Annotated in this window: 21 protein-coding genes; 15 read left to right on the top strand and 6 right to left on the bottom strand. The window is 63.9% G+C overall.

Annotated features, from left to right (window positions below):
- Positions 1 to 5 precede the first annotated feature (5 nt).
- The 6 genes from hisC to rarD all read left to right on the top strand — a co-directional run bounded on the left by hisC (position 6) and on the right by rarD (position 8,007).
- Entirely contained in the window at positions 6 to 1,118 is a 1,113-nt protein-coding gene (gene hisC, locus FAS41_RS12405) for a histidinol-phosphate transaminase (RefSeq protein WP_138522600.1), read from the top strand.
- Positions 1,111 to 3,336 carry a bifunctional prephenate dehydrogenase/3-phosphoshikimate 1-carboxyvinyltransferase gene (locus tag FAS41_RS12400; RefSeq protein ID WP_138522598.1) on the top strand — a complete coding sequence of 742 codons (2,226 nt, stop codon included), beginning with the start codon at positions 1,111 to 1,113 and terminating at the stop codon, positions 3,334 to 3,336. The genes hisC and FAS41_RS12400 overlap by 8 nt, the downstream gene beginning before the upstream one ends.
- Positions 3,336 to 4,025, top strand: coding sequence for a (d)CMP kinase (gene cmk / locus FAS41_RS12395; RefSeq protein WP_138522596.1), 690 nt, complete (start codon positions 3,336 to 3,338; stop codon positions 4,023 to 4,025). The genes FAS41_RS12400 and cmk overlap by 1 nt, the downstream gene beginning before the upstream one ends.
- Positions 4,026 to 4,421: 396 nt before the next feature.
- Entirely contained in the window at positions 4,422 to 6,104 is a 1,683-nt protein-coding gene (gene rpsA, locus FAS41_RS12390) for a 30S ribosomal protein S1 (RefSeq protein WP_045210085.1), read from the top strand.
- A 140-nt stretch (positions 6,105 to 6,244) separates the two neighbouring features.
- A complete protein-coding gene (locus FAS41_RS12385) occupies positions 6,245 to 7,114 on the top strand; it encodes a carboxylate/amino acid/amine transporter (RefSeq protein WP_138522594.1) in 870 nt (289 codons plus the stop codon).
- Positions 7,111 to 8,007, top strand: a complete 897-nt coding sequence (gene rarD, locus FAS41_RS12380) for an EamA family transporter RarD (RefSeq protein ID WP_138522592.1) — start codon at positions 7,111 to 7,113, stop codon at positions 8,005 to 8,007. Before FAS41_RS12385 ends, rarD begins: the two co-directional genes overlap by 4 nt.
- Positions 8,008 to 8,064: 57 nt before the next feature.
- Here the strand turns inward: rarD and FAS41_RS12375 are convergent, their stop codons facing one another.
- From FAS41_RS12375 to FAS41_RS12365, 3 genes are all read right to left on the bottom strand, one after another.
- Positions 8,065 to 8,670: a C40 family peptidase gene (locus FAS41_RS12375; protein WP_138522589.1), complete on the bottom strand. Its 606-nt coding sequence runs from the start codon at positions 8,668 to 8,670 to the stop codon at positions 8,065 to 8,067.
- 343 nt (positions 8,671 to 9,013) lie between these two features.
- Positions 9,014 to 9,418, bottom strand: a complete 405-nt coding sequence (locus tag FAS41_RS12370) for an NUDIX hydrolase (protein ID WP_138522587.1) — start codon at positions 9,416 to 9,418, stop codon at positions 9,014 to 9,016.
- The gene (locus tag FAS41_RS12365) at positions 9,415 to 9,960 is read right to left on the bottom strand and encodes a dihydrofolate reductase family protein (protein ID WP_138522585.1); all 546 of its coding nucleotides are present in this window, start codon (positions 9,958 to 9,960) and stop codon (positions 9,415 to 9,417) included. The genes FAS41_RS12370 and FAS41_RS12365 overlap by 4 nt, the downstream gene beginning before the upstream one ends.
- Before the next feature lie 171 nt (positions 9,961 to 10,131).
- On the opposite strand from FAS41_RS12365, the gene FAS41_RS12360 reads away from it, so the two are divergent.
- Entirely contained in the window at positions 10,132 to 11,469 is a 1,338-nt protein-coding gene (locus FAS41_RS12360) for a DEAD/DEAH box helicase (RefSeq protein WP_138522758.1), read from the top strand.
- A 59-nt stretch (positions 11,470 to 11,528) separates the two neighbouring features.
- Here the strand turns inward: FAS41_RS12360 and FAS41_RS12355 are convergent, their stop codons facing one another.
- On the bottom strand, positions 11,529 to 13,193 hold the full coding sequence (locus FAS41_RS12355) for an MFS transporter (protein ID WP_138522583.1): 1,665 nt from the start codon (positions 13,191 to 13,193) through the stop codon (positions 11,529 to 11,531).
- Positions 13,194 to 13,430: 237 nt separating this feature from the next.
- Here FAS41_RS12355 and FAS41_RS12350 point away from each other — a divergent pair, with 237 nt between their 5' ends.
- Positions 13,431 to 14,726 (top strand): phospholipase C/P1 nuclease family protein, encoded by a 1,296-nt coding sequence (locus FAS41_RS12350; protein ID WP_138522581.1) that lies wholly within the window; start codon positions 13,431 to 13,433, stop codon positions 14,724 to 14,726.
- Between the two features lie 59 nt (positions 14,727 to 14,785).
- Here FAS41_RS12350 and FAS41_RS12345 read toward each other — a convergent pair whose 3' ends face one another.
- Together FAS41_RS12345 and FAS41_RS12340 are read right to left on the bottom strand one after the other, a co-directional pair.
- Positions 14,786 to 15,049: a DUF2790 domain-containing protein gene (locus FAS41_RS12345; RefSeq protein ID WP_138522579.1), complete on the bottom strand. Its 264-nt coding sequence runs from the start codon at positions 15,047 to 15,049 to the stop codon at positions 14,786 to 14,788.
- A gap of 424 nt (positions 15,050 to 15,473) precedes the next feature.
- Entirely contained in the window at positions 15,474 to 17,621 is a 2,148-nt protein-coding gene (locus FAS41_RS12340) for an FUSC family protein (RefSeq protein WP_138522577.1), read from the bottom strand.
- A gap of 347 nt (positions 17,622 to 17,968) precedes the next feature.
- On the opposite strand from FAS41_RS12340, the gene FAS41_RS12335 reads away from it, so the two are divergent.
- The 7 genes from FAS41_RS12335 to FAS41_RS12305 all read left to right on the top strand — a co-directional run bounded on the left by FAS41_RS12335 (position 17,969) and on the right by FAS41_RS12305 (position 26,581).
- A complete protein-coding gene (locus FAS41_RS12335; RefSeq protein ID WP_138522575.1) occupies positions 17,969 to 18,916 on the top strand; it encodes a LysR family transcriptional regulator in 948 nt (315 codons plus the stop codon).
- Between the two features lie 204 nt (positions 18,917 to 19,120).
- The gene (locus tag FAS41_RS12330; protein WP_138522573.1) at positions 19,121 to 20,167 is read left to right on the top strand and encodes a TRAP transporter substrate-binding protein; all 1,047 of its coding nucleotides are present in this window, start codon (positions 19,121 to 19,123) and stop codon (positions 20,165 to 20,167) included.
- Between the two features lie 45 nt (positions 20,168 to 20,212).
- Positions 20,213 to 20,851 carry a TRAP transporter small permease gene (locus tag FAS41_RS12325; protein ID WP_138522571.1) on the top strand — a complete coding sequence of 213 codons (639 nt, stop codon included), beginning with the start codon at positions 20,213 to 20,215 and terminating at the stop codon, positions 20,849 to 20,851.
- On the top strand, positions 20,848 to 22,128 hold the full coding sequence (gene dctM, locus FAS41_RS12320) for a C4-dicarboxylate TRAP transporter large permease protein DctM (RefSeq protein WP_138522569.1): 1,281 nt from the start codon (positions 20,848 to 20,850) through the stop codon (positions 22,126 to 22,128). Before FAS41_RS12325 ends, dctM begins: the two co-directional genes overlap by 4 nt.
- Positions 22,129 to 22,290: 162 nt before the next feature.
- Positions 22,291 to 24,246 carry an acetate--CoA ligase gene (acs, locus tag FAS41_RS12315; protein ID WP_138522567.1) on the top strand — a complete coding sequence of 652 codons (1,956 nt, stop codon included), beginning with the start codon at positions 22,291 to 22,293 and terminating at the stop codon, positions 24,244 to 24,246.
- A gap of 725 nt (positions 24,247 to 24,971) precedes the next feature.
- Entirely contained in the window at positions 24,972 to 25,751 is a 780-nt protein-coding gene (locus FAS41_RS12310) for an ABC transporter substrate-binding protein (protein WP_138522565.1), read from the top strand.
- Between the two features lie 140 nt (positions 25,752 to 25,891).
- Positions 25,892 to 26,581: an ABC transporter permease gene (locus tag FAS41_RS12305; protein ID WP_138522563.1), complete on the top strand. Its 690-nt coding sequence runs from the start codon at positions 25,892 to 25,894 to the stop codon at positions 26,579 to 26,581.
- The last annotated feature ends 9 nt before the right edge of the window (positions 26,582 to 26,590 follow it).

Genomic DNA, 26,590 nt, shown 5'->3' with positions numbered 1-26,590 from the left:
TAGCGATGTCGTGTGATTTCCTTGCCCTGGCCCAGCCGGGCGTGCAGAAGCTTTCCCCCTACGTGCCCGGCAAGCCGGTCGATGAGCTGGCCCGCGAGCTGAAGCTCGACCCCGCCGGCATCGTCAAGCTGGCCAGTAACGAGAACCCGCTGGGTCCGAGCCCGAAGGTCCTTGAGGCTATTCGTGCCGAGCTGGCCGAACTGACCCGCTATCCCGATGGCAACGGTTTTGAACTGAAAAGTCGCCTGGCTGCCCGCTGCAGCGTCGATACCGCGCAGGTCACCCTGGGCAACGGCTCCAACGACATTCTCGACCTGGTTGCCCGTGCCTATCTGGCTCCTGGCCTGAATGCCGTGTTCAGCCAGTACGCCTTTGCCGTCTATCCAATCTCCACCCAGGCTGTCGGCGCCCAGGGCAAGGTCGTGCCGGCCAAGGACTGGGGACATGACCTGAAAGCCATGCTGGCGGCCATCGACGCCAACACCCGGGTGATCTTCATCGCCAACCCGAACAACCCCACTGGCACCTGGTTCGGCCCGGACGCGCTGGAGCGCTTCCTCTCGCAAGTCCCGGAAAGCGTCCTGGTGGTGCTCGACGAGGCCTACATCGAGTACGCCGAAGGCGAAGAGTTGCCGGACGGCCTGAAGTACCTGGCCCGCTACCCGAACCTGCTGGTCTCGCGCACCTTCTCCAAGGCTTACGGCCTGGCGTCGCTGCGGGTCGGCTACGCGATCTCCTCGGCGCAGGTCGCCGACGTGCTCAACCGCGTACGCCAGCCATTCAACGTCAACAGCCTGGCTCTGGCTGCCGCCTGCGCCGCGCTGGACGACGCGCAGTACCTGGCCGAAGGCAAGCGCATCAACGACGAAGGCATGGCCCAGCTGGAAAGCGGCCTGCGCGCGCTGGACCTGCAGTGGATTCCGTCCAAGGGCAATTTCATTGCCGTGGACCTCAAGCGTGATGCCGGCCCGATCTACCAGGCCCTGCTTGCCGAGGGCGTGATCGTCCGTCCGGTGGGCGGCTACGGCATGCCGCAGCACCTGCGTATCTCCATCGGCCTGCCGGCCGAGAACGCACGCTTCCTCGACGCCCTGGCCAAGGTGCTTGCCCGTGCCTGATGTCCAGCCACGCAAGCTGCATCGTCTGGTGGTGGTGGGGCTCGGCCTGATAGGCGGCTCCTTCGCCAAGGGCATCCGCGAGAAGGGGCTGTTCGACGAAGTGGTCGGCGTCGACCGTGACCCGGAAACCCGCCGTCTGGCGGTGGAACTGGGCGTGGTCGATCGCTGCGAGGAAAGCCTCGCCGTCGGTTGCCGTGACGCCGACGTGATCCAGCTCGCCGTGCCGATCCTGGCCATGGAGAAGGTCCTCGGCGAGCTCGCCACCTTCGACATCGGCAACGCGATTCTCACCGACGTAGGCAGCGCCAAGGGCAACGTGGTGCGCGCCGCGAAAGCGGTATTCGGCGGCATGCCGGCGCGCTTCGTCCCTGGCCATCCCATCGCCGGTTCCGAGCAGAGCGGGGTGGAGGCGGCCAACGCAAAACTGTTCCGCCGTCATAAAGTTATCCTCACTCCGCTGGATAATGCCGACGCAGACGCCATCCAGTGCGTCGAGGGCCTCTGGCGCGAGCTGGGCGCGGATGTCGAGCAGATGGCCGTCGAACACCACGACGAAGTCCTCGCCGCCACCAGCCACCTGCCGCACCTGCTGGCCTTCACGCTGGTCGACTCGCTGGCCAAACGCAGCGAGAATCTGGAAATCTTCCGCTATGCCGCTGGTGGCTTCCGCGACTTCACGCGGATCGCCGGCAGCGACCCGGTGATGTGGCACGACATCTTCCTCGCCAACCGCGAGGCGGTGCTGCGCATCCTCGACGTATTCCGTGACGACCTCGACGACCTGCGCGAGGCCGTCGATCAAGGGGACGGGCAACAACTGATGGGCGTCTTCACGCGCGCCCGGGTTGCCCGCGAGCATTTCAGCAAAATCCTGGCCCGCCGGGCCTATGTGGACGCCATGCACAACAATGACCTGATTTTCCTGGCCCAGCCGGGTGGCCGCCTCTCCGGGCGCGTACGCGTACCGGGCGACAAGTCCATTTCCCACCGCTCGATCATGCTCGGCTCGCTGGCCGAGGGCACGACCGAGGTGCAAGGCTTCCTCGAGGGTGAAGACGCGCTCGCCACCATCCAGGCGTTCCGCGACATGGGTGTGGTCATCGAAGGCCCTCACCACGGTCGCGTGACCGTTCACGGCGTCGGCCTGCACGGCCTGAAGACCCCGCCCGGCCCGATCTACCTGGGTAACTCCGGCACCTCCATGCGCCTGCTCAGCGGCCTGCTCGCCGCCCAGCCGTTCGACACCACCCTGACCGGCGACGCCTCGCTGTCCAAGCGCCCGATGAACCGCGTCGCCAAGCCGCTGCGCGAGATGGGTGCGGTGATCGAGACCGGTCCCGAAGGTCGTCCGCCGCTGACCATCCGTGGTGGCCAGAAACTGACCGGCATGCACTACGACATGCCGATGGCCAGTGCCCAGGTGAAATCCTGCCTGCTGCTCGCCGGCCTCTACGCTGCCGGAGAAACCTCCACCACCGAGCCGGCCCCGACTCGCGACCACACCGAACGCATGCTGCGCGGCTTCGGCTACCCGGTCGACGTCGAAGGCGCCACCGCCCGCGTCGAGTCCGGCCACAAGCTCACCGCCACGTCCATCGAAGTCCCGGCCGACATTTCCTCGGCGGCCTTCTTCCTGGTCGCCGCGAGCATCGCCGAAGGTTCCGACCTGACCCTGGAGCACGTCGGCATCAACCCGACCCGTACCGGCGTCATCGACATCCTCAAGCTCATGGGCGCCGACATCACCCTGGAAAACCAGCGTGAAGTGGGCGGCGAGCCGGTTGCCGACATTCGCGTGCGTTCGGCGCAGCTGAAAGGCATCGACATCCCCGAAGACCTGGTGCCGCTGGCCATCGACGAATTCCCGGTGCTCTTCGTCGCTGCCGCCAACGCCGAAGGCCGCACTGTGCTGCGTGGTGCGGAAGAGCTGCGCGTGAAGGAGTCCGACCGTATCCAGGTCATGGCCGATGGTCTACTGGCCCTGGGCGTGAAGTGCGAGCCGACCCCGGACGGCATCATCATTGATGGTGGCAGCTATGGCGGCGGCGAAGTCTGGAGCCACGGCGACCATCGTATCGCCATGTCCTTCAGCGTGGCTTCCCTGCGTGCGGGCGCGCCGATCCGTATCCACGACTGCGCCAACGTTGCGACGTCCTTCCCGAACTTCCTCGGGCTCGCGTCCGGCGCTGGCATTCGCGTCGCCGAGGAGAAGAACTGATGAACGGCGAATGGCCGGTCCTCGCCATCGATGGCCCCAGTGGCTCAGGCAAAGGCACCGTTGCCGGTCTGCTGGCCAAGCGCCTGGGCTGGAACCTGCTGGACTCCGGTGCGCTGTATCGCCTGCTGGCGTTCGCTGCCGGTAACCACGGCATCGACCTGACCAACGAGGAAGCCCTCAAGGTCCTGGCGGCGCACCTGGACGTACAGTTCACCCACGCCAAGGGCGGGCAGGGCCAGCACATCATCCTTGAAGGCGAAGACGTCACTGACGTCATCCGCACCGAACAGGTGGGTGCCGGCGCCTCGCAAGTCGCCGCGCTGCCGGCGGTCCGCGATGCGCTGCTGCAGCGCCAGCGCGCCTTCCTCGAAGCGCCGGGCCTGGTGGCCGACGGTCGTGACATGGGTACAGTGGTCTTCCCCAGTGCTCCGCTGAAGATATTCCTCACCGCTTCCGCCGAGGAGCGCGCCCGTCGGCGCTACCTGCAGCTCAAGGGCAAGGGTATCGACAGCGACCAGGCGCAACTGGCCGAAGAAATCAGCGCCCGCGACGAGCGCGACAGCCAGCGTGCGGTCGCCCCGCTCAAACCCGCCGAAGGTGCCATCCTGGTGGACTCTACCTCGATGAGCATCGACGAAGTGGTGGACAGCATTCTCGCCGAGGTTTCGCGCCTGGGTCTGGCCGACTAGTCGATCGGGAATCGAAAAGCCCCGGCATGGCCGGGGCTTTTTCTTTTCGGGTAAGAATGTCCGCAGGAGGGAACTGACGGGCGGCTCTCCCAATTTCCGAGGCTGGGCGAAAATAAAGGAACGAGGCTGGCGTCGCGAAGGGCATTGGAAAGCAGGGGCGCCGATTGACGCAATCGGTATCCATTGCTACCATTCCAGACCTTGTATCGGGAGGGTTTCGCCCATATTGAGCGAAACGTTCCCTTAAAATCTGAATGTGGAGCATCCGCTTTCGCGGGTGCAACAGGGGGCCGGCAGGATACCAGTCTTGATCCTGCTGGCTTCTTTTTCATCACTTGACCGTGTTCGCTGGTGGCGCGGAATCGGGCTTACAAGCCTTTGACTACAGGTATAGACATGAGCGAAAGCTTCGCAGAACTCTTTGAAGAAAGTCTGAAATCCCTCGACATGCAGCCGGGTGCGATCATCACCGGCATCGTGGTCGACATCGATGGTGACTGGGTCACCGTCCATGCCGGTCTGAAATCCGAGGGCGTCATCCCGGTCGAGCAGTTCTACAACGAACAGGGCGAGCTGACCATCAATGTGGGTGACGAAGTCCACGTTGCGCTGGACGCGGTAGAAGACGGCTTTGGTGAAACCAAGCTGTCCCGCGAAAAAGCCAAGCGTGCCGAGAGCTGGATCGTTCTGGAAGCTGCTTTCTCTGCCGACGAAGTGGTCAAAGGCGTCATCAACGGCAAGGTCAAGGGTGGCTTCACCGTCGACGTCAACGGCATCCGCGCGTTCCTGCCGGGTTCGCTGGTCGACGTGCGTCCGGTGCGTGACACCACTCACTTGGAAGGCAAAGAGCTCGAGTTCAAGGTCATCAAGCTGGACCAGAAGCGCAACAACGTTGTCGTTTCCCGCCGCAGCGTGCTGGAAGCAGAGAACAGCGCCGAGCGCGAAGCTCTGCTGGAATCCCTGCAGGAAGGCCAGCAGGTCAAAGGTATCGTCAAGAACCTCACCGACTACGGTGCGTTCGTTGACCTGGGCGGCGTCGATGGTCTGCTGCACATCACCGACATGGCCTGGAAGCGTATCAAGCATCCGTCGGAAATCGTCAACGTTGGCGACGAGATCGATGTCAAGGTTCTGAAGTTCGACCGCGAGCGCAACCGCGTATCCCTGGGCCTGAAGCAACTGGGCGAAGACCCATGGGTTGCCATCAAAGCCCGTTACCCGGAAGGCACCCGCGTGACCGCGCGCGTCACCAACCTCACCGACTACGGCTGCTTCGCCGAGCTGGAAGAGGGCGTGGAAGGCCTGGTACACGTCTCCGAAATGGACTGGACCAACAAGAACATCCACCCGTCGAAAGTCGTTCAGGTTGGCGACGAAGTGGAAGTTCAGGTTCTGGACATCGACGAAGAGCGTCGTCGTATCTCCCTGGGCATCAAGCAGTGCAAGTCCAACCCGTGGGAAGACTTCTCTGGCCGCTTCAACAAGGGCGACAAGATCTCCGGCACCATCAAGTCGATCACCGATTTCGGTATCTTCATCGGCCTGGAAGGCGGCATCGACGGTCTGGTTCACCTGTCCGACATCTCCTGGAACGAAGTTGGCGAAGAAGCCGTTCGCCGCTTCAAGAAGGGCGACGAGCTGGAAACCGTCATCCTCTCCGTTGATCCGGAGCGTGAGCGCATCTCCCTGGGTATCAAGCAGCTGGAAGACGATCCGTTCTCCAACTACGCCTCGCTCAACGAGAAAGGCACCATCGTTCGCGGTACCGTGAAGGAAGTTGACGCCAAAGGCGCTGTCATCAGCCTGGGTGGCGAAATCGAAGGCGTTCTGAAAGCCTCCGAAATCAGCCGTGACCGCGTTGAAGACGCTCGCAACGTTCTGAAAGAAGGCGAAGAAGTCGAAGCCAAGATCATCAGCATCGACCGTAAGAGCCGCGTCATCTCCCTCTCCATCAAGTCGAAAGACGTTGATGACGAGAAAGATGCGATGAAAGAACTGCGTCACAAGCAAGACGTAGAAGCGACTGGTCCGACCACCATCGGTGATCTGATCCGTGCTCAGATGGAGAACCAGGGCTAATCCCTGATTTACCATCCAAGGAAAAGGGCGACTTCGGTCGCCCTTTTTCGTTTCTGCCTTTCGCAGGGCGCGGGCGCGCAGCGCTTTTCCTACGCTGAGACTGACGCTATGTTGCCTGCCCCGTTCCGGTCGCCTTTTCCATGCCTTACCTGCTTTTCGTCACCGTCCTCTGGGCGTTCTCCTTCAGCCTGATCGGCGAGTACCTCGCCGGGCAGGTCGACAGCTATTTCGCCGTGCTGACCCGCGTGGTGCTGGCCGGCCTGGTGTTCCTGCCGCTGACCCGCTGGCGCGGCGTCGAGCCGCGCTTCATCGCCGGCGTGATGCTGGCCGGCGCGCTGCAATTCGGCATTACCTACGTCTGTCTCTACCAGAGCTTCCGCGTGCTGACGGTGCCGGAAGTGCTGCTGTTCACCGTGCTGACGCCGCTGCACGTGGCGCTCATCGATGATGCGCTGAACCGCCGCTTCAACGCCTGGGCGCTGCTGGCTGCCGCCGTTGCGGTGCTGGGCGCAGGGATCATTCGTTATGACGGCGTCAGCGGCGACTACATCCAGGGCTTCCTGCTGCTGCAACTGGCCAACGCGACCTTCGCGGCGGGGCAGGTGTTCTACAAGCACCTGGTGCAGCGCTATCCCTCGGATATCCCGCAATACCGCCGCTTCGGCTACTTCTTCGTTGGCGCACTGCTGATCGCGCTGCCGGGCTGGCTGCTGTTCGGCAATCCGCAGAAGCTGCCAACCACCGACCTGCAGTGGGGCGTGCTGGTGTGGATGGGCCTGCTGGCCACCGCACTGGGGCAGTTCTGGTGGAACAAGGGCGGCACGATGGTGGATGCCGGCACCCTGGCGGTAATGAACAACCTGCACGTGCCGGTGGGCCTGCTGATCAACCTGCTGATCTGGAACGAGGCTGCCGACTTGCCGCGGTTGGCGCTGGGTGGTGCGGTGATCGTGGCGTCGCTGGGCGTCAATCGTTTCGGCCTGCGTCGTCAGCGGGAGCGCTTCGCATGAACATCTCCGGACGTGGTGTAGCGCTGTCCCTGGCGTCTTCCGTGCTGTTCGTGACCTTGCCGGGTTACATCCACTCGCTGGAGCCGCTGACCAGCATCCAGGTGATCGCACACCGGGTAGTCTGGTCGATTCCCATGGTCCTGCTGCTGGTGCTGTTCACCCGTCAGGGTGGCGTGCTGCGCGATGCGGGGCGGCGGCTGCTGCGCGAGCCATGGCTGCTGGCGTGCTTCCCGCTGACGGCGGCGATGATGCTGATCCAGTGGGGGGTATTCATCTGGGCGCCCATGGTTGGGCGCACGCTGGAGTTGTCGCTGGGCTACTTCCTGCTGCCCCTGACCATGGTGCTCTGCGGCCGAGTGTTCTATGGCGAGCGCTTGACTACGTTGCAGGGCATCGCCGTTGCTTTCGCGCTGGCCGGCGTACTGCACGAGCTGTGGCTTACGCGCGCGTTCTCCTGGTTCACCCTGATCACTGCGCTGGGTTATCCGCCGTACTTCATGTTGCGCCGCAAGATGGCGGTGGATTCGCTGTCGGGCTTTGTCTTCGAGATGATCGTGCTGCTGCCGTTCGCTCTCGCGACCCTGTGGATAACCGATAGCGGCAAGGTGCTGGAGGAGGTGCCGCGCCTGTGGGCATTGCTGCCGCTGCTGGGGCTGATCAGCGCGTTGGCGTTCGGCGCGATGATGGCGGCCAGCCGGCTGCTGCCGATGGGGCTGTTCGGGATTCTGAGCTATGTCGAGCCGGTGCTGCTTTTCGCCATCGCCGTGCTGTTCCTGGGCGAGGCGTTCAATCCGGCGCAGATCTGGACCTACGGGCCGATCTGGATTGCCGTGCTGCTGACCGGTTGGGATAGTGCGCGACTGCTGCGCCGACAGGCGCGTCGCGGTCTGTAAGCGAAGGGAAGAAGGACAAGGGACAGGCGCTCTCCCGAGAGGGGAGAGCGCTCAGCGTCAGTCGAAGCGACCGCCAACGTCAGCTTTGGCCAGGGTTTCCGGCAGGATGCGACGGGCAGCGGTGTAATGCTTTTTCCAGTAGTCGCCACCAAGGTCGGAGACTCGTACCTTCTGGCCGCGGCGCGGCGCGTGGACGAACTGGTTATCGCCGACGTAGATGCCCACGTGGTCGACATTGCGGCGGTTGTGGATGCGGAAGAACACCAGGTCGCCGGGCTGCAGGTCACCGCGCGCCACTTTCGAGTTGCCGCGCATGCTGTACATCTGCTGCGCGGTACGCGGCAGGTCGACTTCATCGACGTTCTGGAACACGTAGTTCACCAGGCCGCTGCAATCGAAGCCACGCTTGGGCGAAGTGCCACCCCAGCGGTAAGGCGTACCGATCATGCTGTAGGCACGCTGGGTCACCTGGTGCGCCTCGCTCTTGGTCGGCTTGACCGGCTTGGCGTTGAAGGTCAGCAGGGCACTACCCTGGACCGGGACACGGAGATCAACCGGTGCGGGTTGATAGGAACGCGTGATCTTGGAGGAGGCGGTTGCCTCAGTGGCGGCTAAAAAAGTCGCCAAGCCTATGGAAAGGCATGTCAAAAGGGTACTTCGCATTCGGCATGTCTTCTTGCTGGTTGATATCGCCCAGACTCCGCTGGATCGCCCTTGTTGTCGGCGTGGTTTCCTTTGGTCCGCTCAAAAATTCCACGCATTCTGAACGACTTTTCATGACAGTTCGTACCGTCTGTCGATTCTGACAACTCCCCTGTGACTTGCAGGACGCAGCGTGACATGTGTTCAGACGCATCAGTCACGGCCTGACCTTATAGCCGGAAGCCCTATAAACCGGGGGTTTCGGCGCAGGCGAAAGCCACGCGCAAATTGCTGGCGAAAAGCCAGGGCGAAAGGAGTTCTTAAGGAAAAACCCGACGAAATGCAGGTATTTGAACTGAACGAATCAGTCCAGATGGGCAAGCAGAGCGGGAAGAACCTGCTCGCGCAGCAGCGGGGCGAGGTTGTGCGGGTAGTCACCGGCGGGGTCCAGCCAGGCGAGCTCTTCCAGCTCGGCGGCGGGCTGGACGGCGTGGGGCAGGGTGGCGACGTAGACGTGGGCATCCACACGCATGTCCGGTTCGTTGGCGGCGTCGGCCTGGAAGTGGCCGAGCGGCGTCAGCGCGGAGGTCGCCAGGTGCAGGTCGAGTTCTTCGCCCAATTCGCGCAGCAGGGCCTGGATGGACGTCTCGCCGGACTCGTGCTTGCCACCGGGCAGCATGAAAGCCAGGGTGCCACGCTTTCGCACCAGCAGCAGCCGTCCGGCTTCATCCAGCAGGCAGGCGGCGGCGATACGAATGGTGGTGGTCATGGCGAGGGCGTTTCCTTCAGAACCTGGTAGCGCATCTGCACGATGCCGCTGGGGAAGCTGCGCTGCTCCAGCAGCTGCAGGCGTTGCTCGAGTCCGATGCTGAACAGGGGGATGCCAGCGCCGAGCAGGTGCGGAATGATGCTGACGATCACTTCGTCGAGCAAGCCTGCGGCGAGGAAATTACCCGCCAGGCTGCCGCCGCCTACCAGCCAGATGCGCTGGCAGCCACGTGCCTCCAGCGAGGCGAGCGCGTCCACCGGCGTGTAGTGCTCCAGTTCGACCTGCGGTGCGGCGTGGGGCAGGTGGTTGGAACGGGTCATGACTAGCGCGGGCTTGTCCGGGTAGGGCCAGTCGTCCTGATTCAGGCAGAACAGGTAAGTGGCGCGACCCATGAGCAGGCCGTCGATGCTGGCGTAAAAGGCGGCGTAGCCATGGTCGTCGTGTTCGTTGCCGTAGCCTTCGAGCCAGTCGACGCTGCCGTCCGGGCGGGCGATGTAGCCGTCGAGGCTGGCTGCGACGTAGTAAATGAGAGTCGATGGCACCTGTATTCTCCTTTTTCCCAGGCATATCAGAGCATGGCATTGCCTTTCGCCGGGCGCCGCAACGTTTGTCGGGTTATTGACGCGGCAAGTCGCCTGCAAGGCTCGCCGGCAATATTTCCAGCGCGCCGGCTCGGCAAACATTAAGCTATGCAGCTATTTGGTCTTTACGTGATATCGAGGTCTGCCTTGTTCTCCCAATTCGCCCTGCACGAACGCCTGCTCAAGGCGCTCGATTCGTTGTCCTTCACCGAGCCGACCCCGGTCCAGGCCGCGGCCATTCCGAAGGCCCTGGAGGGACGCGACCTGCGGGTGACGGCGCAGACCGGCAGCGGCAAGACCGCGGCCTTCGTGCTGCCGCTGCTGCATCGCCTGCTCACCGAGGAGAAGCCCAAGAGCGGCGCCCGCGCGCTGATCCTGCTGCCGACCCGCGAGCTGGCCCAGCAGACCCTCAAGGAAGTGGAGCGCTTCGCCCAGTTCACTTTCATCAAGGCCTGCCTGATCACCGGTGGCGAGGACTTCAAGGTGCAGGGCGCGCGCCTGCGCAAGAATCCGGAAATCATCATTGGCACGCCCGGCCGCCTGAACGAGCAGTTCAACGCCGGCAACCTGCCGCTGGGTGACGTCGAAGTACTGATCCTCGACGAAGCCGACCGCATGCTCGACATGGGCTTCTCCGAGGACGTGCTCAAGCTCGCCGCACAGTGCCCGGCCGAGCGCCAGACCCTGCTGTTTTCCGCCACCAGCGGCAGCGGCCTGCACGAGATGGTCGAGAAGGTCCTGCGCGAGCCGGAGAACCTGCAACTCAACCGCGTCAGCGAGCTGAACGAAGATGTCAGTCAGCAGGTGATCCTGACCGACCACGTCGGCCATAAGGAACAGCTGCTGCAGTGGCTGCTGACCAACGAGACCTATGAAAAGGCCATCGTCTTCACCAATACCCGCGTAGCCGCGGACCGCCTGACCGGTCGCCTGATCGCCGCCGGCCACAAGGTCTTCGTGCTGCATGGCGAGAAGGACCAGAAGGACCGCAAGCTGGCCATCGAGCGGCTGAAGCAGGGCGCGGTGAAGATCCTCGTCGCTACCGACGTGGCTGCCCGCGGCCTGGATGTCGACGGCCTGGATCTGGTGATCAACTTCGACATTCCCCGTCGTGGTGACGAGTACGTACACCGGATCGGCCGCACCGGCCGCGCGGGCGCCGCCGGCACCGCGATTTCGCTGGTGGGCCATGGCGACTGGAACCTGATGTCGAGCATCGAGCGCTACCTCAAGCTGCGCTTCGAGCTGCGTACCATCAAGGAGCTGAAGGGCTCGTACAAGGGGCCGAAGAAGGTCAAGGCGTCGGGCAAGGCCGCCGGTACCAAGAAGAAAAAGGACGATGCGAAGAAGTCCGGCGGCAAGGCGCCGGCGAAGAAGAAACCCGCTGCGAAGCCGAAGTCCGGCCCGTCGAAGGTCGTGAGCCAGGATGGCCTGGCGCCGCTCAAGCGCAAGAAGCCGGCAGCGGAGTAACGCTCTCGCGTCTCCTGAAACGCCTCCCCTGACCGGGAGGCGTTTTTGTTTCTGCTTCGCTAGCCCAGCGTCTCCGGCGGTGCCTCGTAACTGCCAGACTCGTAACTCACCCCGTGCCGGATCACCGGCGGCGCGTCACCGTCGTGCAGGCTGGTGACGTTGTCGATGATGGTCTTGTCCTCGAGGGTAAGGCGATCGAGCATGCGCAGGTGGCCGATCCAGTTGTCCACCAGGAACAGCTCCTGCCAGATTTCCGGGTTGCTCACGTCGCGATACAGCGCCCAGCGTTCCGCGCCGTTGCGCAGGCGCAGGCGGCGCAACGGCTTGGCGGCGCGGACGAAATCGCGCGTGCGCTCGGCGGGAATCCGGTACTCGATGGAGACCAGTACCGAGCCGCGCTCGGGATTGAACACGAAGGTCGGTTGCCCCGGCATACCGCCCGGTGCGCGGGCGATGCTGGCGGAGTTCAGCTCCGGCAGGCGCGAGTTGTAGAGCAGGGCCACGGAGATCAGCAGCAGACAGCCAGCGGCGATCAATGCGCCTTGCACGCCCATGGTTTCGGCGAAATGGCCCCAGAGGAAAGAGCCCGCCGCCAGACCGCCGTAGATGGCTGTCTGGTACAGCGCCAGGGCGCGCGCCTTGACCCAGTCGGGTACCAGAATCTGCACCGCCGAGTTGTAGGTAGCCACCGCTGCGATCCAGCAGGCACCGCCCAGTACCAGGGCGGGGAAGATCACCCAGAGATTGTCGACCCAGCCCAGGATGAGCATGACCACGGCGAGCGTGGCGGCGGCGAAGCTGATCAGCCGGCTGCTGCCCAGCCACTGCCGCGCCTTGCTCACCACGGTACTGGCGACGATGGCGCCCAGGCCCAGGGCGCCGAGCATGTAGCCGTACACCGAGGCGCTGCCGTCCGGGTTGCGGTGTGCCAGCAGCGGCAGCAGGGCCCAGATGGCGCTTGCCGACAGGCCGAAGACTGCCGAACGCAGCATCACCAGGCGGGTGACGCTGGAGTACTGGGTGAAGCGCAGCGCGGCGATCACGCCCTCGAAGATGTGCTCCGGCGGCAGGGTGCGCTTGGGCACGTCGCGGCGCCATTGCCAGATCGCCCAGATCAGCGAGGCGTAGCAGATGCAGTTGAACAGGAATACCCAGGAGGCGCCGGTGGCCGAGAGCAGCAGACCGCCGATGGCCGGGCCGACGGCGCGGGCGACGTTGTAGTTGACGCTGTTGAGCAGCACCGCATCGCCGAGCATGCGTGGCGGTACCTGCTCGTTCACCGCCGCCTGCCAGGCGGGGATGGTGATCGAGCTGCCCAGCGACAGCCAGAGGATCGACACGATCAGCATCAGCGGGTCGAGGTAGCCCATGAACGCCAGCACCGTCACCAACGCCGCGCCGGAAAGCTCCACGGTCAGGCCCACCAGCATGATCTTGCGTCGGTCGTGGTTGTCGGCCAGCACGCCAGACATGATCGACAGCAGCACCAGCGGCAGCGCCGAGGCGACCTGGATCATCGCCACCATCAGCGGGCTGGCATGGGCTTCGGTGACCACCCAGGCGGCGGCAACCGATTGCGCCCAGGTGCCCAGATTGGCGAACAGGTTGCAGATCCAGATGATGCGGAACGCGGCGATGCTGAAGGGGGCGAGGACGCCGCTGCGGGATTCGGCAGGATCGGGCTTGAGGGGGAGGTCTTGCTTGGGTGAAACGGACTGCAGCATGGGGACGCCCTTATTTCGAGTGACCGGCAGGTACGCGCCGCCGGGGCCTTTCCATGCCGGGCAAGTGTAGTGGCTGAGGCCGTTCGCGCCATTGATGATGGTCAGCCGTGGCGTTATCGGTGACTCGCGCTGGCAAGCTTCGACAGTGCCCGCAGAGCTTTGTGTTGTTAGGCTGCGTCGGAATTTTCCGCATTGCACTGGCAAATAACTGCACTGGCAAATAAGAGCGAAGAGCCGATGAAGCGACTTTCCACCTGCCTGCTGGCGGGCCTGCTGGTCCTGCCGCAAAGCCTCTGGGCCTGGTCCAATCACACCCTGGGCAGCTACATCGCCCTGCAGCAATTGCCCGCCGTCGCCCAGGCGCCGGAAGTCGAGGTGGAGCCGCTGGAAAGCTTCATCACCCAGCAGCGCGCCGGCCTGGTGAAGCTGCTGGACGAGCAGGAAGCCTATGCCCGCGAACACTTCCGCCAGTACCCGCCGCGCCCGGATGACCTGCGCCTGAGCGAGGATGGCCGCGAAGATCCGCGCAAGGCCTTCCTCATGGCACTGCGCCTGAACCCCGAGATCAAGCTGGCCACCGCCGTGCAGCCGCCGCCCGGCGGTGAACTGCCGAATCATGCCGCACTGCAGCCAGCGGACGTGCTGGTGTTCCGCAACCTCTCCGGTTGGAACCAATGGCGTTTCGTGCAGCTTCAGGCCGGGGAGAAGATTCCCGCGCTGGACGTGCTGGCCAGCGCAGCCGATGAGCCGGACTTCGGCCACGACATCAACCTGTTCAGCGACAATCCCGGCGAAGCCGGCCAGCGCTATGGCTTCGGCACCCAGCCGTTCGGCGACCCGCGCTACGAGTTCAGCTCCCAGGCGCCGTTCCACATGGGCTTCTACCACGAGGATGCGATCATCTTCACCGGCGCGCCGTACCTGGAGCGCAACTGGCCGGAGTGGCGCGCCTATCAGTTCTACGGCCTGGCACGCTTCGCCTTCGAGAAAGGCCATCCGTACTGGGGTTACCGTTTTCTCGGCTGGGCCATGCACTACATCCAGGACATGACCCAGCCGTACCACTCGACACCGCTGCCGGGTGAGACCACCGCCAGCATGCTGTGGACGGCGGGCAAGTCCATGGCCGGCTTCGATGCCGACAAGCAGGCGGCGATCCAGCGCGTGGCGGACCGTCATACCGGTGTGGAGCGATATCAGGTGGACTGGCTGCGCGAGACGCTGCGCCTGGGCGGGCAGTCGCCGTTGCTGGCGGCCTATGCGGATGTCAGCACGGATGGCACTTATCCACCGTACTCGACCGAGTATCTGCGCGAGGTGGTGGCGAGCGAATCCCATGCCCATGCAGCGGCATTCGAAGCGGCGATTGGCCATTGGCTGGAGAACGAGAAGGCGCCGGCGGGGGATTTCAGTGCGGGGAATTCACCGGAGCCGTTCCGCCACGATGAGGCGTTGGATGAGCAGATTCTGCAATTGATCCGGCATTTCGGCGCGCACAGTCGCAATATCGCGAAGGCGGCGCTGCAGCCGTAGGAAGAGGGTTGGCATTGCCGCCGGGGCTGCGTGGGCCGCGGCGGCACTGCGCAAGTTGCTTAGCCGCCGGAGCAGCCGTTGCCCCACACCTGGTATTCGACGGTGTGGCGCTGACCCTGAGAGTCTTCGTAGGTCATGCGTGCCGGCACGATGCCGCACTCGTTGGATACGTCGGTGGTCGAGATGACGTGGGCGACGTCCATTTTCATGTCGTAGGTGTACTGCTCCACGGCCGCGCTTGGCGCCTGGTCGGCGGCGTTCACCTGCTCGGCGAGGGCGAGCGAAGAGAAGCCCAGCATGGCCAGGATGACTACAGCTTTCATGAATTTACCTGCCTTGTTCCCGGAGTCCGGACGTGACGGGTCCGTGACGTTCAGCGCATGGCTGCATCGGGAAGCGTTGGGGAATGATTACGGGTCTTGGGTGGTGTTGCGGCGCGCGCTGTAACAGCACGGAAATAATAGAATTTGCCTGACCTGAGTCATATATCCAGGCGCCAACAAGACTTCGTACTCAGAGGCAACAATCCAGATGTGACGCGGGTTTCAGGGCTGGTCTTGCGGCGGACTGTCACAGGACTCACCGGTAGGATGGTGTGGAGCGAAGCGATACCCATCGATCACCCGGTGCTCTTCGCAATGGGGCTGCGAATCGAGCTGGGACAGCGGACGGTTTGTCGGGATTGATGCGAGTGGCGTTGATGGGTATCGCTTCGCTCCACCCATCCTACGCAGAGCCGGCCCGTCTTCAGTCGCGCAGCGGCGACTGCGGATCGAGCAGCGAAGTGCGGATGAAATGCAGGTAGCTGCACACCCGGCGCAGGGGCGAGGAATCGAAGTGCGGCGGGCGCCGGTCGTCCGTGGTACGCGTGGCGTGGATGGCGTGTTCCACCGCCGCCAGGGCGCGCTGGCGGTTGCTCTCGCTGGGCTGGATGAACAGCCGGATCAGCGCCCGGCCCAGCGCGCGAATGGCCCGGCGCCAGGGCATGCGCTCGGCGTACCAGGGCTCCTTCGGCAGGGCTTCCTGTTCGCGGCGCAACTCGATGATCGACAGGCCGATCTCCTGTACCTGGAAGGTCCAGCGCAGCAGCCGGCGCTGCACGTCCGGACGGCCTGTGGATAACCCGTAGGCCTGGTTCAGCAGGTCGCGCGTGCCGCTTTCGAAGTTCGATGACAGACCCTTCAGCGGATCGCTGATCACCCGCACCACGCGCAGGCGCAATTCGGCCTCCAGGCGTTCCCACAACCAGGGCCGGTTCGGCGGCAGTATGACGATCGCCGCGACCACCGCCATGCCCATGGACAGCAGCATCGCCAGGTATTCGTTGATGAAGGTGTAGGCATCGTAGCGCGCGAGGTTGGCCGGTAGCGAGGCAATACAGAACCACACCAGCAGGCCGACGCCATAACCGCTCCATTTGGGCCGGGTAATCAGGAAGGCGCCGAGAGCGAACACCGGCGCGAGCACGAAGCACAGCAGCGGGAAGCCATCGATGTGCGGGAGCACGCGGAAGGTCAGGATGAAGCCCAGCGTCGCGCCGAGCAGCGTGCCGAGCGTCAGTTGCAGCGACAGGCGCTTGGGATTGGGCGAAGCGGAGGAGAGCGCGGCGATCAGCACCGAGGTCAGCGCGAAGGTCGCGCCGCTGAGCCAAGAGGTCTCGATCCAGAACACCCCGCCGACGATCACCAGCAGCGCACAACGGAAGCCCGCGACTGCGGCGGCGAGCGCATTTGCCTTGGGCGTGAAGCGCTCCTTCCACTGCTCGCGTTCGTGCTTGTGCGCAGCCAGCGAGGCGTGGGTCTGGGCGTAGTTGTGCATGTCATCGACGAAGCGGAACAACAGCTCGGCGGCGGTCTCGAAATCCAGTTGATCTGCCTCGCGCGGGCAAGTGTGGCCGAGACTGGCGCGAGCTTCGCGGATACGCGGCATCAGGTGGTGTTTGCAAAGTTCCAGTTGCACGCTCAGGCGCTCCGCGTCCGCCTCGCTCAGAGGGCGGCCATGCCAGCTGGCGAGCAATTCGCTGACGTCGATCAGGCATGGCATCAGCACTTCGAGTACGTTGCTGGCCTGACGCTCGCGCAGCCGGTCGAGCAGGCGTTGCAGGGCATGGAAGCGCGTGGTCAGTTGCATGAACTCGCTGTTCAGGCGTGCCAGGCGGCCGCTGCGCAGGCGCATGTGCGGGTCTTCGAAGGCGGTGACGTTGCGCAGGCTTTCCAGCCCCACCACTTCGGCGGCGATGCGCGCGCTGGCCTGTTCGAAGCGCTCACGGTCCAAGGTGCCGTCGAGACCGGCGCTGGCCAGGCCGGCGAAGTCGCCGAAGCGGGTGTTCAGCGCGTTGCGCAGGGCGGCGGTGCTGGTTTGCGGCAGGACGATGGCGCTGACCACGCCGGTGCAGAGAATCCCCAGGGTGATCTCGATCACCCGCCACAGCGCCTGCATGAAGGCGCCTTCGGGGTGCAGGGTGGCGGGGATGCCGATCATCACCGCGGTGTAGCCGGCGAGCAGGCAGGCGTATGCACGGAAGTCCCGGTAGCGCGCCGCGCCGGCTGTGCACAGCCCGACCCAGATCGCCACGCAGAGCAGGAACAGCACCCGCTCCTGGGCGAACAGGGCGATGAAGGTGACCATCACCGTGAGCCCGGCGAGGGTACCGAGGATGCGGTAGAAACTCTTTGCCAATACCTGGCCGCTCTGCGGCTGTAGCACGATGAAGGCGCTCACCAGCACGGTGTTGGGCTGCGGCAGTTCCAGGCGGTAGGCCAGCCACAGGGCGGTGAAGGCGGTGATCAGCGTCTTGAGGATGAACATCCAGGTGACGCCGTCGGTGTGCGCCCAGTCGGACAGGGCGAAGCGCACCGCGGCGGCCTTGGGCAGGCGCACGGACAGACTGCTCATCGGGCTTATCTCGGCAGGCGGTGATCGGGCTGGGGCGGGTTTTGATGACCCTGTAGTTCTAAGGCGGAGCGAAGGGGTGGCAGCACGTTGCACGAAAGGCGGAGCACGGGTGCGAATCCTGGGGTGTCGCGGCGGGCCGCGTTGGGGAGGGCGATTCTAGAAGTGCGCCGGGGGGCAGGATAAGCTGACGGTTGGATGAATTATTGTTGCCTGAAAGGACAATAATCCCGTCGCGACAGGTATGCGACAATTCGCCGCCTGTCATGAATCTGTAACAAGGCGTTGCTCGTTCGAGCGCCGTTGCAGAGGCCGCCCGCCGTGGCGTGGACAGGCTCTCAGGAGAAATGATGGACCTGCTGCACAACATGCGTGCTTTCGTCTGTGTCGCCGAGACCGGCAGCTTCACCGCCGCCGCCCAGCGCATGGACCTCACCACCGCCTACGTCTCGCGGACGGTGGCCAAGCTCGAAGCGCACCTGCGCACCCGCCTGCTACATCGCACCACCCGCCGCATCGCCCTCACCGAAGCCGGCCAGCGCTACTTGCTGCGCTGCCAGCAGATCCTCGGCTACATCGAGGAAGCCGAGGCCGAGGCGGGCGACGCCCACGCCCGGCCCCACGGCAAGGTGAAGGTGCATGCCATGACCGGTATCGGTCAGCATTACCTGATCCGCGCGATTTCGCAGTACTGCGAAATCTACCCGGAGGTCACCTTCGACCTGACCCTGGCCAACCGCATCACCGACATCCTCGACGAGGGCTACGACATCTCCGTGGTCATCGCCCAGGAGCTGCCGGATTCGGGCTTCGTTTCCAAGCGCATCGGCAAGACCTACAGCGTGCTTTGCGCATCGCCCGACTACGTGGCGCGGCATGGCATGCCGAAGAAGCTGGGCGAGTTGACCGAGCACCGTTGCCTGCGCTTGGTGAACTCGGTGATGTCGCTGGACAAGTGGCTGTTCGACGGCCCTGATGGCCAGGAAATGGTCGGCATCAACCACACCCATTTCCAGGTCAATACCGCCGACGCCATGACCGAGGCCGTGCGCGCCGGCATGGGTATCGGTGCGCTGCCGGTGTACTCCGCCGTGCAGGGTCTGAAGGATGGCAGCCTGGTGCGCGTGCTGCCGGACTACAGCCTGTTCCACCTCAATGTCTATGCGCTGTATCCGTCGCGCCAGTACCTCGACGCGAAAATCCGCACCTGGGTGGAGTTTCTCCGCGACTGCGTGCCCGGCATGCTCGAAGAGCACGAGCGGATGATGCTCGAGCACCGCACGCGGGTGCCGGCCTGAGTCGCCGCTACGTAGCAGTGATCCGCTGAAATCCCGAGCGCCCGGCCTTCGCCGGGCGCGTCTTTTGGCACCTTGCGTTCCGCTGTGTCGAACGCCGCTTTGGGAAAAGACGAATTCTCCGAACGCCAACATTTGCGTCAGTCTCCTCGCGAGCCTGCCATCAGGCTCACCTCGCAAGCACAAGAACAAATTGAGGGTGACGCGATGTTTGGAACCATGGGGCGGGCGTTGCTCGCCGTCCTGGCGTTGGCCTGCGCTTCTGTCATACAGGCTGCCGATGAACCGCAGACTGCCAATCAACCGACTATCCATGAACCGGCTATTCATGAACCGATAGTGATCAAGTTCGCCCACGTGGTCGCGGAGAACACGCCCAAGGGGCAGGGCGCGCTGATGTTCAAGCGCCTGGCCGAAGAGCGCCTGCCCGGTCGCGTGCGCGTGGAGGTCTACCCGAACTCCTCGCTGTTCGGCGACGGTAAGGAAATGGAGGCGCTGTTGCTGGGCGACGTGCAGATGCTCGCGCCGTCCCTGGCCAAGTTCGAGCAGTACACCAGGAAGGTGCAGATATTCGACCTGCCGTTCCTGTTCGACGACATCGATGCCGTCGACAACTTCCAGCGCAGCCCGCAGGGCCAGAGCCTGCTGACCAGCATGCAAGGCAAGGGCATCCTCGGCCTGGCCTACTGGCACAACGGGATGAAGCAGCTGTCGGCCAACCGCCTGCTGCTCGAGCCGGGCGATGCGCGCGGGCTGAAGTTCCGCGTGCAGGCCTCCGACGTGCTCAATGAGCAGTTCCGCGAGCTGCGCGCGATCTCCCGCAAGATGTCCTTCGCCGAGGTCTACCAGGGCCTGCAGACCGGCGTGGTGAATGGCACCGAGAACACCTGGTCGAACTACGAGAGCCAGAAGGTCAACGAGGTGCAGAAGTATTTCACCGAGTCCAACCATGGCCTGGTGGACTACATGGTGATCACTAATGCGAAGTTCTGGAACGGCCTGCCGCCGGATCTGCGCGCCGAGCTGGAAAAGATCATGGCCGAGGTCACCGTGAAGGTGAACCAGGAAGCCGAGCGGCTGAACCGCGACGCCCGCCAGCGCATCCTCGCCAGCGGTACCAGCGAGATCCATCCGCTCACCGCGCAGCAGCGCGCCGACTGGCGCGAGGCGATGCAGCCGGTCTGGCAGAAATTCCGCGACAACGTCGGCGCCGATTTCCTTCAGGCCGCCGAAGCCTCCAACCGTCCCCAATGATCCGTCCGGCCCCGCCGGATGGCGGGGCTTTCTGGAGCCTTTTCCATGAACCGACTCGTGCGCGCCTGGAACCACTTCGAGGAGGGCGCCATCGCCTTCCTGCTGGCGGCGATGACGCTGGTGACTTTCGTCTACGTGGTGATGACCAACGTCTTCACCCTGTTCTATGACCTGGGCGACCGCCTGCCGTCGCAGCAGGGGCCGTTCTACGCCATCGGCGACGCAATCCTCGGCATCGCCCAGGACATGTCCTGGAGCAATGCGCTGACCAAGGCGCTGTTCGGCTGGCTGATCTTCTTCGGCATCGCCTATGGCGTGCGTACCGCCGGCCACCTGGGGGTGGACGCGCTGGTGAAGCTGGCGCCGCGCCCGGTCCAGCGATTCATTGGCGTGCTCGCCTGCCTCTGCTGCCTGGGCTACGCCGGGCTGTTCATGGTCGCCAGTTTCGACTGGGTGAAGACCCTGTTCATTGCCGGCATCGGCGCCGAGGACCTCGACCACTTCTGCATCCTCCAGGCCTACATCGCGGTGATCGTGCCCATCGGTTTCGGCCTGGTGCTCCTGCGTTACCTGGAAATCCTCGTCAACCTGTTGCGCGGCCGCCAGCTCGGCCTGGGCCTTGCCGACGAGGCCGCGGAAGCCTCGAAGCTGGCCGGCGAAGAAGCCGCGGAGAATCGTCCATGACCGTGATGATCCTGTTCCTCCTGCTGTTCGTCTTCATGTTCATCGGCGTGCCCATCGCGATTTCCCTGGGCCTGTCCGGCGCGCTGACGATCCTGCTGTTCAGCCCGGACTCGGTGCGCTCGCTGGCGATCAAGCTGTTCGAGACGTCCGAGGCCTACACGCTGTTGGCGATCCCGTTCTTCCTGCTATCCGGCGCGTTCATGACCACCGGCGGCGTGGCCCGACGGCTGATCGACTTCGCCAACGCCTGCGTCGGCCACATCCGTGGCGGCCTGGCGATCGCGGCGGTGCTGGCGTGCATGCTGTTCGCCGCGCTGTCCGGTTCCTCGCCGGCGACCGTGGCAGCCGTGGGTTCCATTGCCGTGGCCGGCATGGTGCGCTCGGGCTACCCGCGTGAGTTCGGCGCCGGGATCATCTGCAACGCCGGGACCCTGGGCATCCTCATCCCGCCGTCGATCGTCATGGTCGTGTACTCCGCCGCCACCGAGACCTCGGTGGGCAAGCTGTTCGTCGCCGGCGTGGTGCCGGGCCTGCTGCTGGGCGTGATCCTGATGGTGGTGATCTACATCGTCGCCCGGGTGAAGAAGCTGCCGGCGCAACCGCGCGCCAGCCTGCGCGAATGGCTGTCCGCTGCACGTCGCGCGGGTTGGGGGCTGTTGCTGCTGGTGATCATCCTTGGCGGCATCTACTCCGGCCTGTTCACCCCCACCGAGGCGGCAGCGGTGGCGGCGGTCTACTCGGCCTTCGTCGCGCTGTTCGTCTACAAGGACATGCGCCTGCGCGACTGTCCCAAGGTGCTGGTGGAGTCCGGGCGACTGAGCATCATGCTGATGTTCATCATCGCCAACGCCATGCTCTTCGCCCACGTGCTGACCACCGAGCAGATTCCCCAACAGATCACCGAGTGGGTGATGCAGGAGGGGCTGACGCCGATCGGCTTCCTGCTGATGGTCAACATCGTGCTGCTGGTGGCAGGCAGCTTCATGGAGCCGTCGGCCATCGTGCTGATCCTCGCGCCGATCTTCTTCCCCATCGCCATGCGCCTGGGGATCGATCCGATTCACCTGGGGATCGTCATGGTGGTGAACATGGAGATCGGCCTGGTACACCCACCGGTGGGGCTCAACCTGTTCGTCACCTCGGCGGTCACCGGCCTGCCGCTGGGGGCGACCATCCGCGCGGCGCTACCGTGGCTGATGATCCTGCTGCTGTTCCTGATCCTGGTGACCTACGTGCCCTACATCTCGCTGGCGCTGCCCCACGCCATTGGCATGTGACAGGTTGTCGCGGCCCCATGAGCCTGTTGCCAAAACAACGGCTTATGGGGCTCATCACTACGACTAAGGATTGGTAAGACCATGGTCGTATGGTTCGGGGAAGGGTGTCGCCGTTACAACTGATGGCAACAAAAACAACACTCTTCACCGAGGTAAAACGCCATGACAGCGGCATCCGTGTACCCCGTGCGTCCCGAAGTGGCCGCGACCACTCTGACCGACGAGGCCACCTACAAGAAGCTGTACCAGCAGTCGGTGGTCAATCCCGACGGCTTCTGGCGCGAACAGGCCCAGCGCATCGACTGGATCAAGCCGTTCACCAAGGTCAAGCAGACCTCCTTCGATGACCACCACGTGGACATCAAGTGGTTCGCAGACGGCACCCTGAACCTCTCCTACAACTGCCTCGACCGCCACCTGGCCGAGCGCGGCGACCAGCTCGCCATCATCTGGGAAGGTGACGATCCTTCCGAGCACAAGGAAATCACCTACCGCGAGCTGCACGAGCAGGTCTGCAAGTTCGCCAACGCCCTGCGTGGCCAGGACGTGCACCGTGGCGACGTGGTGACCATCTACATGCCGATGATCCCGGAAGCCGTGGTCGCCATGCTGGCCTGCGCCCGCATCGGTGCGATCCATTCCGTGGTGTTCGGTGGCTTCTCACCCGAAGCCCTGGCCGGCCGCATCATCGACTGCCGCTCCAAGGTGGTGATCACCGCTGACGAAGGTCTGCGTGGCGGCAAGAAGACGCCGCTCAAGGCCAACGTCGACGACGCGCTGACCAACCCGGAAACCAACAGCGTGCAGAAGATCATCGTCTGCAAGCGCACTGGTTCGCCCATCAAGTGGAACCAGCACCGCGACGTGTGGTTCGAGGACCTGATGAAGGTCGCCGGTTCCACCTGCGCACCGAAGGAAATGGGCGCCGAGGACCCGCTGTTCATCCTCTACACCTCCGGCTCCACCGGCAAACCCAAGGGCGTGCTGCACACCACCGGCGGCTACCTGGTCTACGCCTCGCTGACCCATGAGCGCGTATTCGACTACCGTCCGGGCGAAGTCTTCTGGTGCACCGCCGACATCGGCTGGGTCACCGGTCACACCTATGTGGTCTACGGCCCGCTGGCCAATGGCGCGACCACGGTGCTGTTCGAGGGCGTGCCGAACTATCCGGACATCTCCCGCGTCGCCAAGATCGTCGACAAGCACAAGGTCAACATTCTCTACACCGCCCCGACCGCCATCCGCGCCATGATGGCCGAGGGCAAGGCGGCGGTCGAAGGCGCCGACGGCTCCAGCCTGCGCCTGCTGGGCTCGGTCGGCGAGCCGATCAACCCGGAAGCCTGGCAGTGGTACTACGAGACCGTCGGCCAGTCGCGCTGCCCGATCGTCGACACCTGGTGGCAGACCGAAACCGGCGCCTGCCTGATGACCCCGCTGCCGGGCGCCCACGGTCTGAAGCCGGGCTCCGCCGCCAAGCCGTTCTTCGGCGTGGTGCCGGCGCTGGTGGACAACCTGGGCAACATCCTGGAAGGGGCCACCGAGGGCAACCTGGTGATCCTCGATTCCTGGCCGGGCCAGGCGCGCACCCTGTACGGCGACCACGACCGTTACGTGGACACCTACTTCAAGACCTTCAAGGGCATGTACTTCACTGGCGACGGTGCCCGTCGCGATGAGGACGGCTACTACTGGATCACCGGCCGCGTCGATGACGTGCTCAACGTCTCCGGTCACCGCATGGGCACCGCCGAGATCGAGAGCGCCCTGGTCGCCCACCCGAAAGTGGCCGAGGCCGCAGTGGTTGGCGTGCCGCACGACATCAAGGGGCAGGGCATCTATGTCTACGTCACCCTGAATGCCGGTGAGGAAACCAACGAGCAACTGCGCCAGGAGCTGCGAGCCTGGGTGCGCAAGGAAATTGGCCCGATCGCCACCCCGGATGTGATCCAGTGGGCACCCGGCCTGCCGAAGACCCGTTCGGGCAAGATCATGCGCCGCATCCTGCGCAAGATCGCCACGGCCGAGTACGACACCCTGGGGGATATCTCCACCCTGGCCGATCCGGGCGTCGTGCAGCACCTGATCGACACGCACCAGGCCATGCGCGCGGCCTGATCCGTCGTCCCACAAAAAACGCCCCGCTTGCCGGGGCGTTTTTCATTCCTGCGCTTTTATGCCGGGCGCCTGCCTGCGCTGAAGCTCTCGTGGAGCACGAATGTAGGATGGCGTGGAGCGCAGCGATACCCATCAATTCCGTACGCATCGACAGCATGGGTATCGCAAGCTCCACCCATCCTACGAGTTCGCTTTCCGCGGAGGGCGATAGCTCACAGGGCGCATAACGCGCCTTATCCGTCGGCGGGGTATCGGCGGATAACCCGTTCCGGGTTATCCGCCCTACAGTGTCCTTCCTGCCCACTGGTAACATTTTCCTGCGACAAAATGAGGCGTCAGGAAACATTTCGCACGTCATTGGTGCGTCTTTTCTGTCGGTGTGGAATAAGGCAATATCGCGCACCCCGCGCCAAGCCTGGGGCTTGATAGTTTTGGCTCGATTACTGCTAGTAATTAGGGTTTTACTACCCGCTTTCGAATCACGTAAAATCCGCGCCGTCAAGCCGCCGGGGCCCTGTCTCCGGCGCTTCTATAATTACTTGTCGCATTGAAGAAATATCCGCTCCGGGGCTGTCGCTAGAATGCCGCTCACCCCGGTAGGCGCGCTTTTCACAAGAATCGCGCCGGCAATGCGCAGACGAACAATAACCTTCACTTCTGCACGGGCAGCCTGGGCCAACCCCTTTCTCCTGCCAATCGAAGACCTACCCTCGAAGGAGTTACTGATGAAGAAGTTTGCACTTCTCGGTGCGCTGGCCCTGTCCGCGCTTTCCCTGGTTGCCCACGCTGACGACAAGCCGGTCCGCATCGGTATCGAAGCCGGTTACCCGCCTTTCTCCTTCAAGACTCCCGACGGCAAGCTCGCCGGTTTCGACGTGGATATCGGCAACGCCCTGTGCGAAGAAATGAAGGTCAAATGTACCTGGGTCGAGCAGGAGTTCGACGGCCTGATCCCGGCACTGAAGGTGCGCAAGATCGACGCCATCCTCTCGTCCATGACCATCACCGATGAGCGCAAGAAGTCCGTCGACTTCACCAACAAGTACTACCACACCCCCGCGCGCTTCGTGATGAAGGAAGGCGTGACCCTGAACGATCCGCTGGCCGACCTGAAGGGCAAGAAGGTCGGTGTGCTGCGCGCTTCCACCCATGATCGCTACGCCACCGACGTCCTGGCCCCGGCCGGCATCGAAGTGGTGCGCTACAACTCCCAGAACGAAGCCAACATGGACCTGGTCTCCGGCCGCATCGATGCGACCATGGCCGACTCGGTCAACCTCGACGACGGTTTCCTGAAAACCGACGCCGGCAAGGGCTACGCCTTCGTAGGCCCGGAATACAACGATCCGAAGTACTTCGGTGGTGGCGCCGGTATCGCCGTGCGCAAGGGTGATACCGCCCTGGTCGAGAAATTCAACACGGCCATCGCCGGCATCCGTGCCAACGGCAAGTACAAGGCAGTGCAGGACAAGTACTTCAAGTTCGACGTCTACGGCGAGAACTGATCCACGTCCAGAAGTGGCACAGACCCAGGCCTGATCCTGAAGTTTGTGCCACTTTTTTATTGGGGGTGAGCCTGCAGTCGCGCTCGCCCTGAGCGTCCGTGTCGTTGCGGGCGACGTCCGGCTTCACGAGGTACGAAATTATGCTCAATGGCTATGGAGCCACCATCGTCGATGGTGCCTGGCTGACGCTTCAGCTGTCCCTGCTATCGATGGCCCTGGCGATCGTGCTGGGCCTGCTCGGCGCGGCCATCCGCCTGTCGCCGGTGAAATGGCTGGCCTGGTGCGGCGACCTCTATGCCACCGTGATCCGTGGCGTACCGGACCTGGTGCTGATCCTGCTGATCTTCTACGGCGGCCAGGCCGCGGTGAACTGGATCGCACCCATGGTTGGCTATGACGACTACATCGACCTCAACCCCTTCGCTTCCGGCGTCGGAACCCTGGGCTTCATCTTTGGCGCCTACCTGTCCGAGACCTTCCGTGGCGCCTTCATGGCCATCCCGAAAGGGCAGGGCGAGGCCGGCTTCGCCTATGGCATGAGCCCGCTTCAGGTGTTCTTCCGCATCCAGGTGCCGCAGATGATCCGCCTGGCCATTCCTGGCTTCACCAACAACTGGCTGGTGCTGGTCAAGGCCACTGCGCTGATTTCCGTGGTCGGCCTGCAGGACATGATGTTCAAGGCCAAGCAGGCCTCGGACGCCACCCGCGAACCCTTCACCTATTTCCTTGCCGTGGCGGCGCTGTACCTGGTAGTTACCAGCGTCTCCCTGGTGCTGCTGCGCCTGCTCGAACGCCGCTATTCGGTCGGCGTGAAAGTCGCCGAGCTTTGAGACCGGGAG

It is taken from the genome of Pseudomonas nicosulfuronedens, assembly GCF_005877905.1.
GTDB classification, from domain to species: Bacteria; Pseudomonadota; Gammaproteobacteria; order Pseudomonadales; family Pseudomonadaceae; genus Pseudomonas; species Pseudomonas nicosulfuronedens.
Note: the sequence above shows the minus strand (reverse complement) of the source record. Positions and strands in the feature narration are given on the sequence as shown.

Excerpts from the sequence above, each read along its gene's own strand:
- FAS41_RS12350 (WP_138522581.1), top strand. The coding sequence starts at position 13,431 with ATGAAGCGACTTTCCACCTGCCTGCTGGCGGGCCTGCTGGTCCTGCCG.
- FAS41_RS12330 (WP_138522573.1), top strand. The coding sequence starts at position 19,121 with ATGTTTGGAACCATGGGGCGGGCGTTGCTCGCCGTCCTGGCGTTGGCC.
- rarD (WP_138522592.1), top strand. The coding sequence starts at position 7,111 with ATGAACATCTCCGGACGTGGTGTAGCGCTGTCCCTGGCGTCTTCCGTG.
- FAS41_RS12310 (WP_138522565.1), top strand. The coding sequence starts at position 24,972 with ATGAAGAAGTTTGCACTTCTCGGTGCGCTGGCCCTGTCCGCGCTTTCC.
- FAS41_RS12345 (WP_138522579.1), bottom strand. The coding sequence starts at position 15,049 with ATGAAAGCTGTAGTCATCCTGGCCATGCTGGGCTTCTCTTCGCTCGCC.
- FAS41_RS12355 (WP_138522583.1), bottom strand. The coding sequence starts at position 13,193 with ATGCTGCAGTCCGTTTCACCCAAGCAAGACCTCCCCCTCAAGCCCGAT.
- FAS41_RS12375 (WP_138522589.1), bottom strand. The coding sequence starts at position 8,670 with ATGCGAAGTACCCTTTTGACATGCCTTTCCATAGGCTTGGCGACTTTT.
- FAS41_RS12370 (WP_138522587.1), bottom strand. The coding sequence starts at position 9,418 with ATGACCACCACCATTCGTATCGCCGCCGCCTGCCTGCTGGATGAAGCC.
- FAS41_RS12325 (WP_138522571.1), top strand. The coding sequence starts at position 20,213 with ATGAACCGACTCGTGCGCGCCTGGAACCACTTCGAGGAGGGCGCCATC.
- cmk (WP_138522596.1), top strand. The coding sequence starts at position 3,336 with ATGAACGGCGAATGGCCGGTCCTCGCCATCGATGGCCCCAGTGGCTCA.
- FAS41_RS12385 (WP_138522594.1), top strand. The coding sequence starts at position 6,245 with ATGCCTTACCTGCTTTTCGTCACCGTCCTCTGGGCGTTCTCCTTCAGC.
- FAS41_RS12335 (WP_138522575.1), top strand. The coding sequence starts at position 17,969 with ATGGACCTGCTGCACAACATGCGTGCTTTCGTCTGTGTCGCCGAGACC.
- hisC (WP_138522600.1), top strand. The coding sequence starts at position 6 with ATGTCGTGTGATTTCCTTGCCCTGGCCCAGCCGGGCGTGCAGAAGCTT.
- dctM (WP_138522569.1), top strand. The coding sequence starts at position 20,848 with ATGACCGTGATGATCCTGTTCCTCCTGCTGTTCGTCTTCATGTTCATC.
- FAS41_RS12305 (WP_138522563.1), top strand. The coding sequence starts at position 25,892 with ATGCTCAATGGCTATGGAGCCACCATCGTCGATGGTGCCTGGCTGACG.
- FAS41_RS12340 (WP_138522577.1), bottom strand. The coding sequence starts at position 17,621 with ATGAGCAGTCTGTCCGTGCGCCTGCCCAAGGCCGCCGCGGTGCGCTTC.
- rpsA (WP_045210085.1), top strand. The coding sequence starts at position 4,422 with ATGAGCGAAAGCTTCGCAGAACTCTTTGAAGAAAGTCTGAAATCCCTC.
- acs (WP_138522567.1), top strand. The coding sequence starts at position 22,291 with ATGACAGCGGCATCCGTGTACCCCGTGCGTCCCGAAGTGGCCGCGACC.